A 17,156-nucleotide genomic window follows, 5' to 3' on the forward strand; every position below is an offset into this window, starting at 1 on the left:
AGATAATTATGCCAGAACTACCAGAAGTTGAAACTGTTCGTAGAACGTTAAAAAATTTTGTTTTGAATAAAAAAATTATTTCAATCGATGTATTATATCCTAATATTATTGAAGATGATGTTGAGGAATTTATTGAAGCCTGTACAAATCAGACTATTAATGATATTGATCGGGCTGGAAAATTTTTAATCTTTAAATTAGATGATATTGCATTTGTCTCACATCTTCGTATGGAAGGAAAGTATCATTATGTTGAACATGATGAGCCGTTAAATAAACATGATCATATCATTTTCAATCTTGACGATAATAAGCAGTTACGCTATAACGATACTCGTAAATTTGGTCGTATGAAATTAGTTAGTCTGGATAATTATATGAATGAAATCCCCCTTTGCAAATTGGGTCCAGAGCCTTTTAATGCCAAGTTGGAAGATATTTATCCAAAATTACATAAAAGTAATTTACCAATTAAACATGCTATTTTGGATCAAAGTATTATTGCGGGGATTGGGAATATTTACGCAAATGAAATATGTTTTGCAATGGGTTTAAATCCAAATACACCGGCATGTAAATTAACGAAAAAGAGTGTTCAGGAACTTATTGAGGTGTCATCAGCAATTTTAAATGAAGCGATTGCTCAAGGAGGAACGACGATTCATTCATTTTCAGCGAATGGGATCGATGGTTTATTTCAAGTTAAATTAAAAGCCCACTTACAAAAAGTTTGTCCAATTTGTGGTGGTGAGATTACCAAAGTAGCAATAAAAGGTCGTGGGACTTATTACTGTAAGCATTGTCAAAAAAGGAGAAGGTAAAATGATTAATTGGGGAATAGTTGGAGCTGGTCGGATCGCTCATCGTTTCTGTGAAGCTCTGGCTCAAGATTCACGTGCTAATTTAGAAGCCGTTAGTTGTCGAACGCTAGAGAAGGCAAAAGCTTTTCAAGAAAAACATCCATGTAATAAAGCTTATGATAGTTTTCAAGCTGTTTTGGATGATCCTGAAATTGAAGCGGTTTATATTGCCTTACCGCATTTATATCATTTTGAATGGGTCAAAAAAGCTATTCTTGCTAATAAGAAAATTTTAGTTGAGAAGCCAGCTACAATGAATACTGCAGAAATGGAAGAAATAAAAGATTTAGTTAAAAAGCATCATATTTTATTTATGGAAGCGATGAAAACTCGTTTTGTACCTGGTTATCAAGAAGCAAAAAGTTTGGTTAGTGAAGGAATTATTGGTGAACTTGAATGTCTTGAAACTAGTTTTTGCGGTAAAGTTGATTATAATCAGAATTCTTATCTGTTTGATATAAAGCAGGGTGGTTGTTTATTAGATTTGGGTATTTATAATATTGCTTATCTAGATGATTATTTTAAAGTACCTTTGGATACTGTCGATGTTACTTGTAAATATCATGATTGTGGTGTTGATACATATGTAAAAGCTATTTTAAATTTTGGGAAACAAACTGGTATTGTTGAATGTGCGATGGATCGAAATAAAGAAAACCAGGCAGTATTGACAGGAACGCTTGGTAAAATGATAATTCGACCAATTCATCGGCCGCTTGATTTAGAAGTTATTTTAAATAGTGGTGAAATATTCAAATATCACATTGAATATGATCATGATGATTTTTATAGTGAAATCGTACATTTTAATGATCTAATAGAAAATGGTCAGGTTGAAAGTACAATAATGAGTCTTGACCATAGCATCAATTGTGCTAAGATACTAGAGGCAGTACGGGAGATGATGTAAGTGAAGGTTTTAGGAATAACTGGCAGTATTGCAACTGGTAAAAGTACGGTGACGAATTATCTAAAACAGCGAGGCTATCTAGTGGTTGATAGTGATAAATTAGCTTACGATGCACTAACTATTGATGAGGTGTGTATTAAACAAACAAAAAATCGCTTTGATTTACCAGCTGGACCAATTGATCGTAAAGCTTTAGGTCGGATTATTTTTAATGATAAACAAGCAAAAAAGGATTTGGAAGCAATAATTCATCCTTATGTAATCAAGAAAATGCAAGAAATAATTGTGCTTAATCAGCATCTTGATTTAATTTTTTTAGATATACCGCTATTATTTGAAAGTAATTTGGAATATTTATGTGATGCAGTAATTGTTGTATATTTAAAAGAGGACGAAGAAATAAAAAGATTGATGAAGCGTGATAATATTGATGAAGATTATGCAAGGTTGATCATTGGTAACCAAATGAGTATTGAAGAAAAGAAAATGAGAGCGGATATTGTTTTAGATAATAATCAGGGTCTTGATGAATTATATCAACAAATTGAAACATTATTGAAAGGAAGATAAGATGAGCGAGTTAATGATGTCTGATTTATATACGGTTAATGCAAGTTATCCTCTTGATAGTATTCATATGCGTAGTATTCAACTACTATATCAACCTTTGATTGGTAATAATGCTTGTGGATTATATTTAAGTCTTTATGCTGAATTAGATCAGTTATCATTGACTAAAGCCCTTAGCCTTCATAGCCGTTTAACTAAAATAACCGGTTTAAGTTTAACCGAGCTTAATGAAGCGAGTTTAAAACTTGAAGCGATAGGATTAGTTTCTAAATATATTAAAGATAGTGATAATAAAAGAGTATACTTATATGCTTTAAAAACACCCCTAACACCAACTAAATTTTTTAATCATGCTATTCTAGGACCACTCCTATTACAACGTCTAGGGCAAGAGGAGCTATATCGAACAAAATTATGTTTTAAATCATCAGCGTTTAGTATTGAGGGATTTAATAATGTAACTGCTAAGTTCACTGATGTATTCGATATTAATTTACTAAATGGGTGTGATGATGTCCTGGTTGAAAAAGATTACTTTAATACTAATTATGGGAGTATTGAAAGTGATTATGATTTAACATTGTTCTATCAAGGGCTTGCTGATTATCAAATAAAAAGATCATGTATTACTCCCGATGATGAAGCCGTAATCAAACAGTTAGGAACTTTGTATCGTATTAATGCAATTGATATGCAAGGATTAGTTAAAGATTGTCTTCAAAATGATAAATTAATTCACAGTGCTTTGATTAGCAAATGCCGTGATTATTATGATTTGAATATGCCAGAAACATTTAAAGAAATTTATCATAAGCAGGCAATTGTTCATAAAAGTGTTACAGGTGATGATGCTTTAAGTAAGCATATTAGTTATTTAGAAAGTATTAACCCTTATCAACTGTTAAAGGATAAACAGGGGGGGCGAGAGCCTTTAAAGCACGATTTACAAATCGTTGAATCGATAATGACTTCATTGTATCTAGAACCTGGTGTGATGAATGTGTTAATTGAGTTAACACTATCCCAATGTGATAATGCTTTATCAAGAGCGTTTATGCAAGCACGAGCTTCACAGTGGAAACGAAAAAAAATCAAGACAGTTAAAGATGCGATGGATGAAGCTAATGTATACTTAAAATATCGTCGTAATAATAACGATGATAATGAAGAAACTGAAATCAATATGGTTGATAATGATAATGTAGACATGGATGAGTTAGATGAATTTTTAAGTCAGTTCGAATAGGAGGGCAAGATGAAGAGTATTCAAGATATTAATTTGTTTAATAATGATGATAGTTTTAATAAAAATAAAGAAAATAGTATTAATACTTTAATGAATGACCATAATATTATTAAGGTATTGCAGGAGTTTAATTTAAGTCGTCGTGATATTGAAGAAAATTGGATTGAATTTCTTGATTATAAAGAAGATTTGGATGTTTGTATTGGCTGTAAATCATTAAAATCTTGCCCTAAGATTTCTAAAGGAATGGTTCGTCTATTTAATTATCAGGATGGCGAAGTAAAGCTTTCATTACAGCCTTGCCGTTATGGTCAGGCACATTTTGATGATCAAAAGATTTTGAATGATATTTTATTAAAAAATGTTAACAATAAAATATTATTAACGAAGCCGAGTGACTTGACAATCATTGATGATCCTAATGGCAATGGACGAGTAGTTATTAAAATGATGATGGATTATATTAAAAATCCTACTAATAAAGGCTTTTATTTATATGGTGAAGGCGGAAATGGTAAAAGTACAGTAATGGGCTTCTTGATTCGGTGTCTTGTAACCAAGGGATATAAATGTGGTTATATACATTTTCCAACTTTTCTAATGGATTTAAAAAGTTCTTTTGGTAATGAGGGAGTCAATAGTTCAATTGAGCTGATGAAAAATTTAGATTATTTGGTTATTGATGATGTTGGTGGTGAGTCAGTTACGTCATGGTCACGTGATGAGATATTATCAGCAATAATTGCTTATCGGCTACAAAATCAAAGAGCTACTTTTTTTACTAGTGAATACTCTTTGGAAAAACTAAAAAAGCTTTATACTTTAAAAGCTGGAGACAAAGAAAGAGTCGAACGACTAATTTCAAGAATGAAAGCGGTTAGTATTCCAGTAGAATTAAAAGGTAAGGATTTACGCTAAAAAAAGTTTGAGTTTTAGTGTAAAATATTAAAGATTTGATGGAAACATCAATCTTTTTGTGTTAAAATGTCTTGGAAATAAAAATGTGGTTATTAGGAGGAAAAACAATGGTTAAATGTATTGGTGTATTAACATCTGGTGGAGATGCTCCTGGAATGAATGCAGCTGTTCGTGCAGTGGCAAGAACATGTTTAAATAAAGGTATTGAAGTATACGGAGTACGCCTAGGATACAAAGGGTTATATGAAGGAGATTTCATTAAATTTGATCGTCATAGTACTCGTAATATTATTAACTTAGGGGGAACGATTTTGAAATCAGCACGTTTCCCGGAATTTAAAGATCCTGAAATTAGAAAAGTTGCAATTGAACAAATGAAAAAAGTAGGGATGGAAGCTTTGGTCGTTATTGGTGGAGACGGAAGTTATAATGGAGCTTTAAAACTTACTGAAATGGGTGTTAACTGTATTGGTATCCCAGGAACAATTGATAATGATATTCCAGATACTGATTTTACTGTTGGTTTTGATACAGCTTTAAATACAATTGTTGACGCATTAGATCGTTTAAGAGATACTTCAAGTTCTCATCAACGTTGTACTATCTTAGAAGTAATGGGACGTCGTTGTGGTGATTTAGCTATTAATGCTGGAATTGCTGATGGGGCTGAAATGATTATTACTAGTGAGATTGGTTTTGATGAATCAAAAGTAATTGAAAGATTAAAGGCATCAAAAGAATCTGATAAAAAACATGCAATCGTAGTTATTACTGAACATATTACTGATGTTCACGAATTAGCTAAAAAAGTAGAAGCTGCAACAGGTTTTGAAACTCGTGCGAACGTTTTAGGGCATATGCAAAGAGGGGGACGTCCTTCAGCTCGCGATCGTGTTTTAGCTTCTCGCATGGGTGTATATGCAGTGGAATTATTAGAAGCTGGTAAAGGTGGTTTATGTGTAAGCCAAGTCAATGGAGAAATCAAAGGATTAGATATTGAAGAAACATTATCACATAAACGTAAAACTGATTTTGGTATTTACGAAGATGCAATGAAGCTTCGTTAATATAAATAAAAATGTAAGGTGAGGAAAATTAGGATATGGTATTTGAACTAAAAGAAAGAAAAAAGAAAACTCGTGTCGTTTGTACAATTGGGCCTGCAAGTGAAAACGAAAAAATGTTAAGAAAGTTAATTCTTGCTGGTATGAACGTTATGAGATTAAACTTCTCTCATGGTGATTTCGAAGAACATGGTGGAAGAATTGTTACTGTACGTAAGTTAAGCAAAGAGTTAAATAAAAACATTGCTATCTTATTAGATACAAAAGGACCAGAAATTAGAACTGGTGATTTCGTAGGTGGAAAAACAGAATTCAAAAAAGGACAAACTACTGTTATTACTACTGAAGATATTGAAGGTACAAGTGATCGTTTTACAATCACTTATAAAGAATTATATAAAGATGTTAAACCTGGTGGTTTCATTTTAGTAAATGATGGTCAAGTTGAATTATTAGTTGATCATGTTGAAGGAGAAGATATTGTTTGTGTATGTGCTAACGATGGTGTAGTTAAAAACAAACGTGGAATCAATGTTCCAGGAATTAAATTAGGATTTGATTATTTATCTCCTAAAGATACAGCTGATATTACTTTTGGATGCGAACAAGGAGTAAACTTTATTGCTGCATCTTTCGTAAGACGGGCGCAAGATGTTTTAGATGTTAAAAAATTATTAATTGAAAATGGTCATCCTGAAATTCAAATTATCGCTAAAATCGAAAACAGCGAAGGTGTTGAAAACATGGACGAAATCTTAAAAGTAGCTGATGGTATCATGGTTGCTCGTGGAGATTTAGGAGTTGAAGTACCTGCTGAAGATGTACCTTTAATTCAAAAACAATTAATTAAAAAATGTCGTGCTGCTGGTAAAGTTGTTATTACTGCTACTCAAATGTTAGATAGTATGCAAGAAAATCCAAGACCAACTCGTGCTGAAGTAAGTGACGTTGCTAATGCTATTTATGATGGTACTGATGCAATCATGTTATCTGGTGAGTCTGCTCAAGGTAAATATCCTGAAGAAGCAGTTATGACAATGACAAAAATTGCATTAAAGACAGAAGAAACTTTAGATTATGCTTCATTATTAAGAAAAGCAATCAGAACTGCTCCAGAAGACCCTTCAGAAGCAATTTGTATGTCAGTAGCTGAGATTGCTTCTAAATTTAAGGTATCTGCTATTGTTGTTTATACTGAAAGTGGATCAACTGCTAAACGTGTATCTCGTTATCGTCCAGAATCTATGGTAATTGCAGCTACACCTTATGAACCAGTTACTCGTTCATTAGCCTTAAACTGGGGTGTAAAAGGTGTTGTATGTCAACCTATGCATGATCGTGCAGCTCAATTAGAATATGCTCAAGTTCTTGCTAAAGAAAATGGTGTTGAACCAGGGGAACAAATTTTAATTACTGCTGGAACACCAGGTGTTGGTGGAACTACTAGCTATTTAGAATTAGTTACTGTAAAATAATTTTAAATACATATAGATTTTAAGTATATTGTGAAATAGGTATTTATAATTTAAATATTTGATTTTAAAAGGGATTGATTTTGTGAAAAGCAGAGTCGATCCCTTTTAATTTAGTAACTGTTTTGAGCTTATCTGGTTTTTAAAAGTAATAGCAAGTTGTAAATTCATAAAAAAATGATGAATAAGGAATTAATATGTAAATTTGGCTTGGGTTGTTTTTCTTTCTATCTCATAAAAAATAGGTTATAATAAGACCGGTGATAAAAATGGACAAAAAACATAAACAGCATTTACTAGTTACATTGATCTTTACCCTTATTGTTACAGCAACATTATTTTTTATGTATGATGATTTTGTATTTCAAACATATGGTGAAGTAGTTTATTATGATTACATATTAAAAGGTGAAAATAATCAATTAAAAGTAGAAAATATTGAAGCGTATTTGGATCGTCAAAGTTTTCATTTAGGAGAAGGACGAATTATTTTTAAAGATGTGAATTTAACTAACGGAGCTGTTCCTACAGTTAAACTATCATTATATGGAGAGAATCAACAAAAATTTGACTATGAATTTGTTGTAGAAGAATATCATAGTGATAATTTGATTTATTCAATTCAAAGTATCTCAAAAAAATATAAAGAAATTGATTTGGACGATGTTAAATCAGCATCACTAACAATAGAAGCAAATGATCAAAAGTTAAGTGAAGTTGATTTAAAAATTACTCCAGTTGAACAATTGGAAGGTTCAAATAAAGAATATCGAATTGAAAATGCAAGTATTTCTAATTCGATGATGCGTTTAGGGACACTAAAAGCGGCAAGTGATGATGTGATTAAAGAATACCCTACAGTATCTTTAGAATACCGTTATTTAAAAGATAAAAATGGTGATAAAGAAGATAATGATAATTATGTGGTATTTAAAAAGATTACTGGTAAAAGTAAAGAACTCGTCAATGGTAATGATTATGGGACATACAATCTTGAAGATGATAGTTTTAAAGATAAGGACTTAAGTGTAGTGATTATTTTTAGCAATGGAAAAGAGAAGTTTGCTTTTGCGATTGATTTAAAAACTAGAGAAGTAGGTGACTATTATGGATAAGATAAAGAAGGATTTTATTGTTATTTATCTAGCTCGTAATTTATTAGCTACTTTTGCAATCACAGTATTTAGTTTTGTTTATGATATAACAAATTATTATAACATGCTGCCGTTAAGAGCATTTATCAAGATATTTGCTGATAATTTTTATACTACTGCATATTTTTTATTACTATGGATCTTGAATTATCTGTTATTTGAAATATATAAAATTGTAATGGATGCACTAAAAGATCGTAATAAAAATCATGGTAAACTTGTTATTAAAGGGAAAGAAATGATTGCTTATGGGAGTATCATTCCAATTGTAATTCTGGTAATTTTATTGATAATTGATTTTAATCAATTATTTAAGTTAAACTTTATTTTATTGGTTATTTTTATGTTATTAAGATCAATTAAAGAAGAATTTAAACAAAGAAAAAATAGACTCTAAGAGTCTATTTTAATAAACTGCTAATAGCATGAATCATTGCATCCTGTTGCATACTATTTAAAGAATTATAATATTCTTCAAATAATACACCAAGACCTGGGAGAATTGTTTCTTCTTTCGAAGCAATTCCGCCATTGATGATTTCTTTCAGTTCATCAGGTGAACTATTATGCAGTTTAGTTAATAAAGCTTTACGAATATCCATATAATCACTCCTCATCTTTATTAGTATAGGAAGATTAATGGATTTTATACTGAGGAAATTATGGAAATTAGACAAATTGAATTAGACGGTCAAATTATTGAGTATCAATTAAATTTTAAACCAATCAAACGTTGTTATTTGAAGATTGTTTCTGGTAAAGTAGTAGTAAATAGTTCTTCGGCTTTTTCAATTACTGCTATAGAAAAATTGATTCGTGATAATCAACAAGTCGTTTTAAAACAAATTAAGAATTATCTTCCTAAATATCAATATATTAATAATGGCTATGTGTATATCTTTAATCAGCGTTATCAAATTGTTGTACGCGATTTAAATCAACGCAAAGTAGCTTTTCATGAAAATAAATTATTTGTGTATCATCATCAAGTTCAAGAGACAATAGAACGAGAGTTAAAACAAATTTTAAATAAATATTTAGAATTTAAAATTAAAGAATATTTAAAAAGTAATTTTAGTTTAAATATGCCGGTAATTCAGATTAAGAAGTTAAAAGCTCGTTGGGGAGCGTGTTTTTCAAATCAAAATAAGGTTTGTTTTAATTTGGTTCTAGTACATCTAGAAAAAGAATTGATTGATTATGTAATTGTTCATGAACTATGTCATTTTATTCAGCCTAATCACTCAAAGCTATTTTATCAAGAAGTACAAAAGAGGCTCCCGGATTACAAAGAGCGCGAGAAAAAGTTAAAGGAGATTGGAATATGATAACTTCTACCACTAATAGTACAATTAAAACATTGATGAAATTAAAACAAAAAAAGTATCGTGATGAAATGAAGGCATATTTAGTTGAAGGCGATCATCTTGTTACAGAGGCATTAAAAGCAAATCAAGTGGAACTGCTAATTAGTACCAAACATATTGACAGTGAATTAGAAGTACTTGAAGTAAGTGAGGAAGTAATGGCTAAACTGGCATTTACCAAGTCTCCTCAGTCAATTATGGCTAAGTGCCGGATGCAAAAAGAAATACAATTAAAAGAAGGAAGACGTTATTTGCTTTTAGATGACTTACAAGATCCTGGAAATATTGGTACTTTGATTCGTACTGCTTTAGCTTTTTCAATTGATCAAGTTATTTTATCTAATAACTGTGTTGATTTATATAATGATAAATTACTTCGCTCAATGCAAGGCGCCAATTTTCACCTTAGTTGTATTTATGGGAATCTAACACAATTAATTTCGCAATTACAAGAAAAAGGTGTTGTGGTAATTGGCAGTGCACTTGAAAATGGAAAGAATATTGCACAGATAAATCGCTATAGTAAGATGGCTTTTGTTGTTGGTAATGAAGGTAATGGGATGAATCCAGAAGTTCTTGCTAAATGTGATGATATTGGATACATACCGATTAATACGATTGAATCATTAAATGTTGCTATTGCGGGAGGTATTATGATGTATCATTTTAAGTAACAGTCACGGTGTGACTGTTTTTTATAATATATATTAGTTGCAGTATTATATTATCTAAGTTATAATTAATTTAGATAATATTAACACATAAAAATAATAAATATAATTAATTGTGTTTATATTATATTGTTATTGATTGGGTTAATTTTACGAAGATAGATAAATATTTAAAATAACACAGTGTAAAATTAAACAATTAAAGAGTTGATCAGGGCAATTAAATGAATAGGGAGGGGATTTATATGCCAGTGTATTCAATCAAAACAATAAAAGAATATGCTAATAATTATATTAGTAATAACGGTCGAGAGATAACGAAGACAGTTCTTCTGATTACATCAGCTGTCATTTTTGTTCAGGCCGTTAATTTTTTTAGTCAAGTGCTAGGGCTTATTTTAGGATTAATTACATTAACAATGCCACAAGGGTTAGTTTACGCATCATTAAAAATTGTTGATCAGCAAGAATTATCTGCAATTGATGATACACTTTACGGAATAAAGAAGATCAGTAAGTATTTTACGACTTATTTTATTTATTCACTGATTGCTGTTTTTGTTTTAGCTCTAGTTATAGTTGCATTTATATTACTTGTATCATATTGTGATATTGGAATTATTGGCGGCAGGGACATTGTTTCAATCTTAGCACAGTATTGGATAATAGTAATTACTTTATTAGTAATTGTCATCGGAACATATGTTTTTCTTGATTGCAATTATGGAATGTTTCCATATTTAATGGAAACAAGTGATGTAAAAAATCTAAGGGCACTAAAACGTTCACGACAATTTATGAAGCATAAAAAGAAGGCCTATCTAAAATTATATTTAAGTTTTTGGAAAGAGTATTTAGGATTGATTATAATTACATTACTAGTTTCGTTTGTATTACCTACAATGCTGGATATTAGTGCAATTATTTTTATTGTTGGGGAAGCGGTTTTAATTAAACGTAAGTTGATTATTTATAAAGCTTTATTTTTTGAAAATAGTGGTTTGGATGAATAAAAACTTAATATTTAAAATATAACTATCGAATAACTTTGCTTATCGATTAAAGCAGTCAAGAGCTCTATTTTTATGATTATGCTCATAAAATGATTGTCAAAATAAGCTAAACACGTTATAATATCTAGGTATAATAACACGTTGATAAGGACTAGTAGGTAAGAAAGTTGTTATAGAGAGGAAGATATTTGCTGGAAATCTTCTAACAGCAGCATTATTGAATTCACCTTGGAGTGCGACTAATCATCGCCGTTTAAGCTACGTTACAGTTAATTAAGTGCATGATTATAGATCATGAATTAGGATGGTACCGCGAGATAAATCGTTCCTATATGGAACGATTTTTTATATTATAGGAGGGAAAACATGGAAAATGAATTATTAAAAATCAAAGAAGAAGCATTAGCTAAATTAGCAGACTGTTCTTCTTTAAAAGAATTAAATGAAATTCGCGTTTTATATCTAGGTAAAAAAGGTCCGATTCAAGAAGCAATGAAATCGATGAAAGATATGGCACCTGAAGAAAGAAAAACTTTTGGTCAAACTTCAAACCTAGTTAAGCAAGAATTATCAAAAGCAGTTGAAGATAAAAAAGAAGCTTTGGAAAATCAAGCTATTTTAGATAAAATCAACGAAGAAAGAATAGATATTACTTTACCAAGCTTTAAATTAGACCAAGGGTCTTTGCATCCTTTATCAACAATTGTAGCAGAATTAGAAGATTTGTTTTTGGGAATGGGATATCAAATTGCTGAAGGTCCTGAGGTAGAAAGCGATTATTTCAACTTTGAATTAATGAATTTACCAAAAGGTCATCCAGCTCGTGATATGCAAGATACATTCTATATTGATGAAAATACTTTAATGCGGACTCATACGTCACCAGTTCAAGCACATACAATGTTAGCTGCAAATGGTGAAGGACCAATCAAAGTAATTTGTCCAGGTAAAACATATCGCCGTGATGATGATGATGCAACGCATTCACATCAATTCATGCAGTGTGAAGGATTAGTAGTTGATAAAAATATTACCATGGCTGATTTGAAAGGAACTTTAGAAGTATTTGCACGCAAGTTCTTTGGTGAAAAGCGTGAGGTTCGCTTACGTCCATCGTATTTTCCATTTACTGAGCCTTCAGTAGAAGTTGATATTTCATGTCATAACTGTGGTGGTAAAGGTTGTCCAATGTGTAAACATACAGGATGGATAGAAATCTTAGGAGCTGGAATGGTTAACCCACGTGTTTTAGAAATGTGCGGATTTGACTCTGAAGTATACCAGGGATTTGCATTTGGAATTGGAATTGAACGGGTTGCAATGCTTAAATACGGCATTGATAATATCCGCAATTTCTATAATGATGATATTAGATTTTTAAGTCAGTTTGGTAGAAAGGAGTAAAAAGATGGATATTAGTTTAAAGGTATTAAATAGATATGTAAAGGTTGATGATCAAGATCCTAAAGAATTAGCAGATAAAATTACTTCAATTGGATTGGAAGTTGAAGGAATGCACGATTTGACTAGAGGAAATAACATGACAATTGGTTATGTTAAAGAGTGTATGCCACATCCAGACAGTGATCATTTAAATGTATGCCAAGTTGAAGTTAGACCTGGTGAAATTAGACAGATTGTTTGTGGGGCACCAAATGTGGCAACTGGACAAAAAGTAATTGTAGCCAATCCAGGATGTGATTTAGGTGATGGTTTTGTTATTAAAGAGAGTAAGATCAGGGGAGTTGAGTCGAATGGAATGATTTGTTCAATTGCTGAACTCGGTTTAGATCAAAGACTTTTAAAACCAGAAGATAAAGATGGAATTCATGTTTTAGACACTGATGCTCCAGTTGGAGCCGAGCCATTAGAATATATGGGATTAAAAGATACGATTTTGGAAATTGGTTTGACTCCAAATCGTGCTGATTGTATGGCAATGACTTCTTTAGCTTATGAAGTAGCAGCAATTTTAGGTCGTGAAGTTAATTTACCAGAAGTTTCATTTATCGGAGCAGAGGGAAGTGGAATCAGCGTTAAAGTTGAAACTGATTTATGTCCATTTTTTGGTGCTAAATTAGTTAAGGGAGTAACAACTAAAGAATCTCCTGAATGGCTAAGAAATGCACTTATTGCTAGTGGAATCAAACCAATTAATAATATTGTTGATATTTCTAATTTTGTAATGTTAGAAACAGGACAACCAATTCATATGTATGATTATGATAAATTAAATAAAAAGGAATTTATTATTAAAACAGGATTTGATTGTAAAGAAGTAATGTTAGATGGTGAGGAATATAAAATTGAACCAGCTGACCTTATTGTATCCACTGATGCTGGAATTGGTTGTATTGCTGGAGTTATGGGTGCTAATAGTACTAAAATTGATGAGAATACAACCAATATTGTTATTGAAGCAGCAACGTTTGATGGGGCAACATTAAGAGAAACTGCTCGACGTTTAAACTTATTGACTGATGCCTCACAACATTATATTAAAGGTGCTTTAAATACTGCAAATTCTTTAATGATTTTAGAAAGATGTGCTAATTTATTAGTTGAATTAGCAGAAGCAAAAGAAGTATATCAAAGTGTAACAACTGATCTAAAAATCAAAGACTGTTTTGTTCGAGTAACAACATCAAAAGTAAATGGGGTACTTGGAACTAAAATTACAACTGATGAAATCAAAGATATTTTCAGTGCACTAAAATTTGAGTATACTATTGATGGTGAAGAATTTAATGTGAAAGTACCAACTTATCGTAATGATATTACTTTAGCTGCAGATTTAATTGAAGAAGTAGCACGGATGTATGGGTACGATAAGATTCCTTCAACATTACCAGAGATGTCGATGACTGTTGGAAAGAGGACAGATGTTCAAGCAAAGAAACATTTAATTAGAAACTTATTAAAAGATCAAGGGTTACATGAAACGTTGACGTATTCATTAACTTCACCAGTAATGGTTGATGACTTTAATATTTTTCACACAAATGAGTCTGTTAAGTTAGCAATGCCATTAGGTGAAGAAAGAAGTGTAACAAGAAAATCTATAATTGGATCGTTATTACAAGTAATCAATTATAATCAATCACATAATATTAAGGATGTTAATATTTTTGAATTATCAACTACTTATTCTAAAGGTGTAGAATTACAAAATCTTGCAATTGCCTGCTGTGGTGAATACAATGGTTTACCGTTTAAACAAATTTCATATAAAGCTGATTATTATTTAGTAAAAGGGTTTGTTGAAACAATCTTTAAAAATTTGGGAATTGAAGAATCTCGTTATAAATTAGTTCGGGCTAGTCAAGATGATAAGTATTATCATCCAGGTAGAACAGCGTATATTATGATTGGTAAAGAAGTTGTTGGGGTCGTAGGAAATATTCATCCATTGATGGAAAAGAAATATAATGTTAAAGATGTTTACATTGTTGAGTTGAATCTAACAACATTATTAAATTTAAAAACAAGCAAAGTGAAATTTACTGAAATCCCAATGTACCCTTCTGTAAGTAGAGATATTGCTTTGGTGATGGATCAGGATATTCCTACTTTTGATATTTGTCGTAAGATTGTTCAAGCGAGCAAACAGCTAGTTAAAGAAACAAAAATTTTTGATGTTTATGCAGGTGAGCATATTGAAGCTGGGAAGAAATCAGTTGCAATTAACTTGCTTTTCCAAGATCCAAAAGGAACTCTAGAAGAAGCAACAGTTAATGCTGCAATGGAGAAAATTTTAGCAGCTGTGGAAAAAGATTTTGGAGCAGTGCTTAGAGCATAATAAAAATAAATTAGCGAAGAAATAGACGTATTTGTTTATTTCTTTTTTTTAAATATGTAATTCATATTATTTGACAAGGATTGGAACCATGATTAGAATAGAGCTAAAGAGGTGGTTATAGTGCAAAAAATTACATTAGAAATTGATGGAATGATGTGTGGAATGTGTGAAAGCCATATTAACGATGCTATTAGAAAGGCATTTTCAGTGAAGAAAGTCAGTTCCTCTCATAGTAAAGATAGAACAGAGATCATTACTGCTGATGAACTTGATGAGGATAAATTAAAAGCGGTTATCGATGCTACTGGCTATAAAGTTACATCGATTACAAAAGCTCCATATGTAAAAAAAGGTTTTTTTGCATCATTCCGTAAATAATAAAGAAATCAGGATAAACCTGATTTCTTTTCATAGTAGGAGTATAGTTTTCTTGCTAGTTCGCTCATTCTTTGCTGATTGACTTTACAGATCTTCCGATCATAAGTATATAGGCCATTGATTTCGTTTTCAATATCAGATATTTGAGTATAAATACAACCGCAAAGTCCATTATTAATTGAGGGTATAACCATTTCTTGGTACATTTTTTCGATTTTATCGGTTAGTTCTTTTTCGCTATTTGTTTTACCATAGCCATATTGTTTTTTATTGCTGTTAAGATGATTATTGATTGGCCGAGTATAGCCACCACATTCACTTAATAATAGAGGACGTTCAAGGTTTGTTGACAAGATTTTATTTCGAAAATAAATATGACGACTGACAACATCGCTATTTTTTTGACTAAACCACCCTGAGGTTGTATCATAAAATCTTGTTGGATCCAACTCTTTACAAATTTGATACATTTCATCACTATTAAATTGACCCCAGCCTTCATTAAAAATTGTATAACTAATGATACTAGGGTGATTATATAGATGGCTGATTGTGTCGATCATATGTTGCTTAAAAATATTTTGTTGTAGGGTATTTTTGTAACGTGTGTCTTTAAAATTTATAAACCCTAAAGTTGGAAGGACGGTATCATGGATAAAACGGTATTCACCATTATTAACCATATCCTGCATCACAAGAATGCCTAATTTATCACAATTATAATAAAATAGCTCTGGCTCGATCTTAATATGTTTACGAATAAGATTGAATCCCAGTTTTTTTATATTCATAATCTCAGTTTTGTAAAAATCAGGATGTTCCGGTAAAAATAAACCATCATGATAATATCCTTGATCTAAGATACCATGCAAAAAAATGGGAGTATCATTTAATAGTATTTGATGTTTTTTTATTTCAACTGTTCTTAAGGCAAAGTAACTTTCAATATAATCATCATCAGTGGTTATAGAAAAAGTATATAAATAAGGATCATCGGGAGTCCAATAATGAGGGTTATCAATGGTGATATCAGTATCTTTTGCAGTGTAAGTCTTTTTAAAATCATTATTTTCAATAGTAACAGTATATCGACTGGCCTCAGTATTTACTTTTAAATTAATGCCGGTTAATGAGGGGGTAATTAACAGATCTTTAATACAATTTTTTGAAACGGCTTCTACCCAGACTGTCTGCCAAATTCCAGATACTTGAGTATACCACATTCCATGGCTTTCACGACTTTGTTTACCGTAGGGGTAATCATGCGATAAGGAGTCTGTAACTTTCACCACTAATTTATTTACGCCATCATTAAGTGATGAAGATATATCAAAATAAAAAGGTAAATATCCTCCTGAGTGAGAACCAATATATCGATTATTTACATATACTTTAGTAAGTTGATCTACAGCACCAAAATGGAGGAGAACCTGGTTATTTGCATGATAGAAGTCTATAGGTAAAATGAAATCCTTTTGGTATACTAATGTATCATTTATTATTCCATGATAATTAGATAGTGGTGCTTGAGGAGGATAGGGAATATTAATACTGAGATCATTTAATTGCCAAACTCCATTTAAACTGAAAAAACTATTTCTTTTTAATTGAGGTCGTGGATATTCCATAGTTAACACCTGCTTTCTTTACTTTAATGATACAGGGATACTGGCTTCATTGCAATTCTAGTTAGAATTTATTAAATTATTATTGTTATTCCAATTGACTATTCCC

General features: G+C 31.1%; 17 protein-coding genes and 1 other annotated feature. Of the genes, 15 read left to right on the top strand and 2 right to left on the bottom strand.

What is annotated here, in order from left to right; translation table 11 throughout:
• The first annotated feature begins 8 nt into the window (after positions 1-8).
• The 9 genes from mutM to EYR00_RS04965 all read left to right on the top strand — a co-directional run bounded on the left by mutM (position 9) and on the right by EYR00_RS04965 (position 8,591).
• On the top strand, positions 9-821 hold the full coding sequence (gene mutM, locus EYR00_RS04925; RefSeq protein WP_003534517.1) for a DNA-formamidopyrimidine glycosylase: 813 nt from the start codon (positions 9-11) through the stop codon (positions 819-821).
• A gap of 1 nt (position 822) precedes the next feature.
• Positions 823-1,770: a Gfo/Idh/MocA family protein gene (locus EYR00_RS04930; RefSeq protein WP_009299836.1), complete on the top strand. Its 948-nt coding sequence runs from the start codon at positions 823-825 to the stop codon at positions 1,768-1,770.
• Positions 1,771-2,340 carry a dephospho-CoA kinase gene (coaE, locus tag EYR00_RS04935; RefSeq protein ID WP_008792773.1) on the top strand — a complete coding sequence of 190 codons (570 nt, stop codon included), beginning with the start codon at positions 1,771-1,773 and terminating at the stop codon, positions 2,338-2,340.
• Between the two features lies 1 nt (position 2,341).
• Positions 2,342-3,586 (top strand): DnaD domain protein, encoded by a 1,245-nt coding sequence (locus tag EYR00_RS04940; protein WP_003534511.1) that lies wholly within the window; start codon positions 2,342-2,344, stop codon positions 3,584-3,586.
• A gap of 9 nt (positions 3,587-3,595) precedes the next feature.
• The gene (locus EYR00_RS04945) at positions 3,596-4,504 is read left to right on the top strand and encodes an ATP-binding protein (protein ID WP_003534509.1); all 909 of its coding nucleotides are present in this window, start codon (positions 3,596-3,598) and stop codon (positions 4,502-4,504) included.
• Positions 4,505-4,611: 107 nt separating this feature from the next.
• Entirely contained in the window at positions 4,612-5,571 is a 960-nt protein-coding gene (pfkA, locus tag EYR00_RS04950) for a 6-phosphofructokinase (RefSeq protein WP_008792771.1), read from the top strand.
• A 35-nt stretch (positions 5,572-5,606) separates the two neighbouring features.
• On the top strand, positions 5,607-7,043 hold the full coding sequence (pyk, locus tag EYR00_RS04955) for a pyruvate kinase (protein ID WP_003534505.1): 1,437 nt from the start codon (positions 5,607-5,609) through the stop codon (positions 7,041-7,043).
• Positions 7,044-7,309: 266 nt separating this feature from the next.
• Positions 7,310-8,155: a hypothetical protein gene (locus tag EYR00_RS04960; protein ID WP_003534503.1), complete on the top strand. Its 846-nt coding sequence runs from the start codon at positions 7,310-7,312 to the stop codon at positions 8,153-8,155.
• Positions 8,148-8,591, top strand: a complete 444-nt coding sequence (locus tag EYR00_RS04965; protein ID WP_003534502.1) for a hypothetical protein — start codon at positions 8,148-8,150, stop codon at positions 8,589-8,591. Before EYR00_RS04960 ends, EYR00_RS04965 begins: the two co-directional genes overlap by 8 nt.
• Positions 8,592-8,595: 4 nt before the next feature.
• Here the strand turns inward: EYR00_RS04965 and sspI are convergent, their stop codons facing one another.
• Positions 8,596-8,796, bottom strand: coding sequence for a small acid-soluble spore protein SspI (sspI, locus tag EYR00_RS04970; RefSeq protein ID WP_008792770.1), 201 nt, complete (start codon positions 8,794-8,796; stop codon positions 8,596-8,598).
• 60 nt (positions 8,797-8,856) lie between these two features.
• Here sspI and EYR00_RS04975 point away from each other — a divergent pair, with 60 nt between their 5' ends.
• The 6 genes from EYR00_RS04975 (at position 8,857) to EYR00_RS05000 (ending at position 15,422) form a co-directional block, all read left to right on the top strand.
• Positions 8,857-9,522 (top strand): M48 family metallopeptidase, encoded by a 666-nt coding sequence (locus tag EYR00_RS04975; protein WP_003534497.1) that lies wholly within the window; start codon positions 8,857-8,859, stop codon positions 9,520-9,522.
• Positions 9,519-10,235 carry a TrmH family RNA methyltransferase gene (locus EYR00_RS04980; protein WP_003534494.1) on the top strand — a complete coding sequence of 239 codons (717 nt, stop codon included), beginning with the start codon at positions 9,519-9,521 and terminating at the stop codon, positions 10,233-10,235. Before EYR00_RS04975 ends, EYR00_RS04980 begins: the two co-directional genes overlap by 4 nt.
• A 242-nt stretch (positions 10,236-10,477) precedes the next feature.
• Positions 10,478-11,245, top strand: coding sequence for a DUF975 family protein (locus tag EYR00_RS04985; RefSeq protein ID WP_008792768.1), 768 nt, complete (start codon positions 10,478-10,480; stop codon positions 11,243-11,245).
• Between the two features lie 132 nt (positions 11,246-11,377).
• Positions 11,378-11,578 (top strand) — a binding site (T-box leader).
• Between the two features lie 33 nt (positions 11,579-11,611).
• Positions 11,612-12,649 (top strand): phenylalanine--tRNA ligase subunit alpha, encoded by a 1,038-nt coding sequence (gene pheS, locus EYR00_RS04990; RefSeq protein ID WP_003534492.1) that lies wholly within the window; start codon positions 11,612-11,614, stop codon positions 12,647-12,649.
• 4 nt (positions 12,650-12,653) lie between these two features.
• On the top strand, positions 12,654-15,044 hold the full coding sequence (gene pheT / locus EYR00_RS04995; protein WP_003534490.1) for a phenylalanine--tRNA ligase subunit beta: 2,391 nt from the start codon (positions 12,654-12,656) through the stop codon (positions 15,042-15,044).
• A gap of 120 nt (positions 15,045-15,164) precedes the next feature.
• A complete protein-coding gene (locus tag EYR00_RS05000) occupies positions 15,165-15,422 on the top strand; it encodes a heavy-metal-associated domain-containing protein (protein WP_008792765.1) in 258 nt (85 codons plus the stop codon).
• Positions 15,423-15,430: 8 nt separating this feature from the next.
• On the opposite strand, the gene EYR00_RS05005 is transcribed toward EYR00_RS05000, so the two are convergent.
• On the bottom strand, positions 15,431-17,050 hold the full coding sequence (locus EYR00_RS05005; RefSeq protein ID WP_003534488.1) for a glycoside hydrolase family 2 protein: 1,620 nt from the start codon (positions 17,048-17,050) through the stop codon (positions 15,431-15,433).
• Between the last annotated feature and the right edge of the window lie 106 nt (positions 17,051-17,156).

The sequence above is a fragment of the Thomasclavelia ramosa DSM 1402 genome, assembly GCF_014131695.1.
GTDB classification, from domain to species: Bacteria; Bacillota_I; Bacilli_A; order Erysipelotrichales; family Coprobacillaceae; genus Thomasclavelia; species Thomasclavelia ramosa.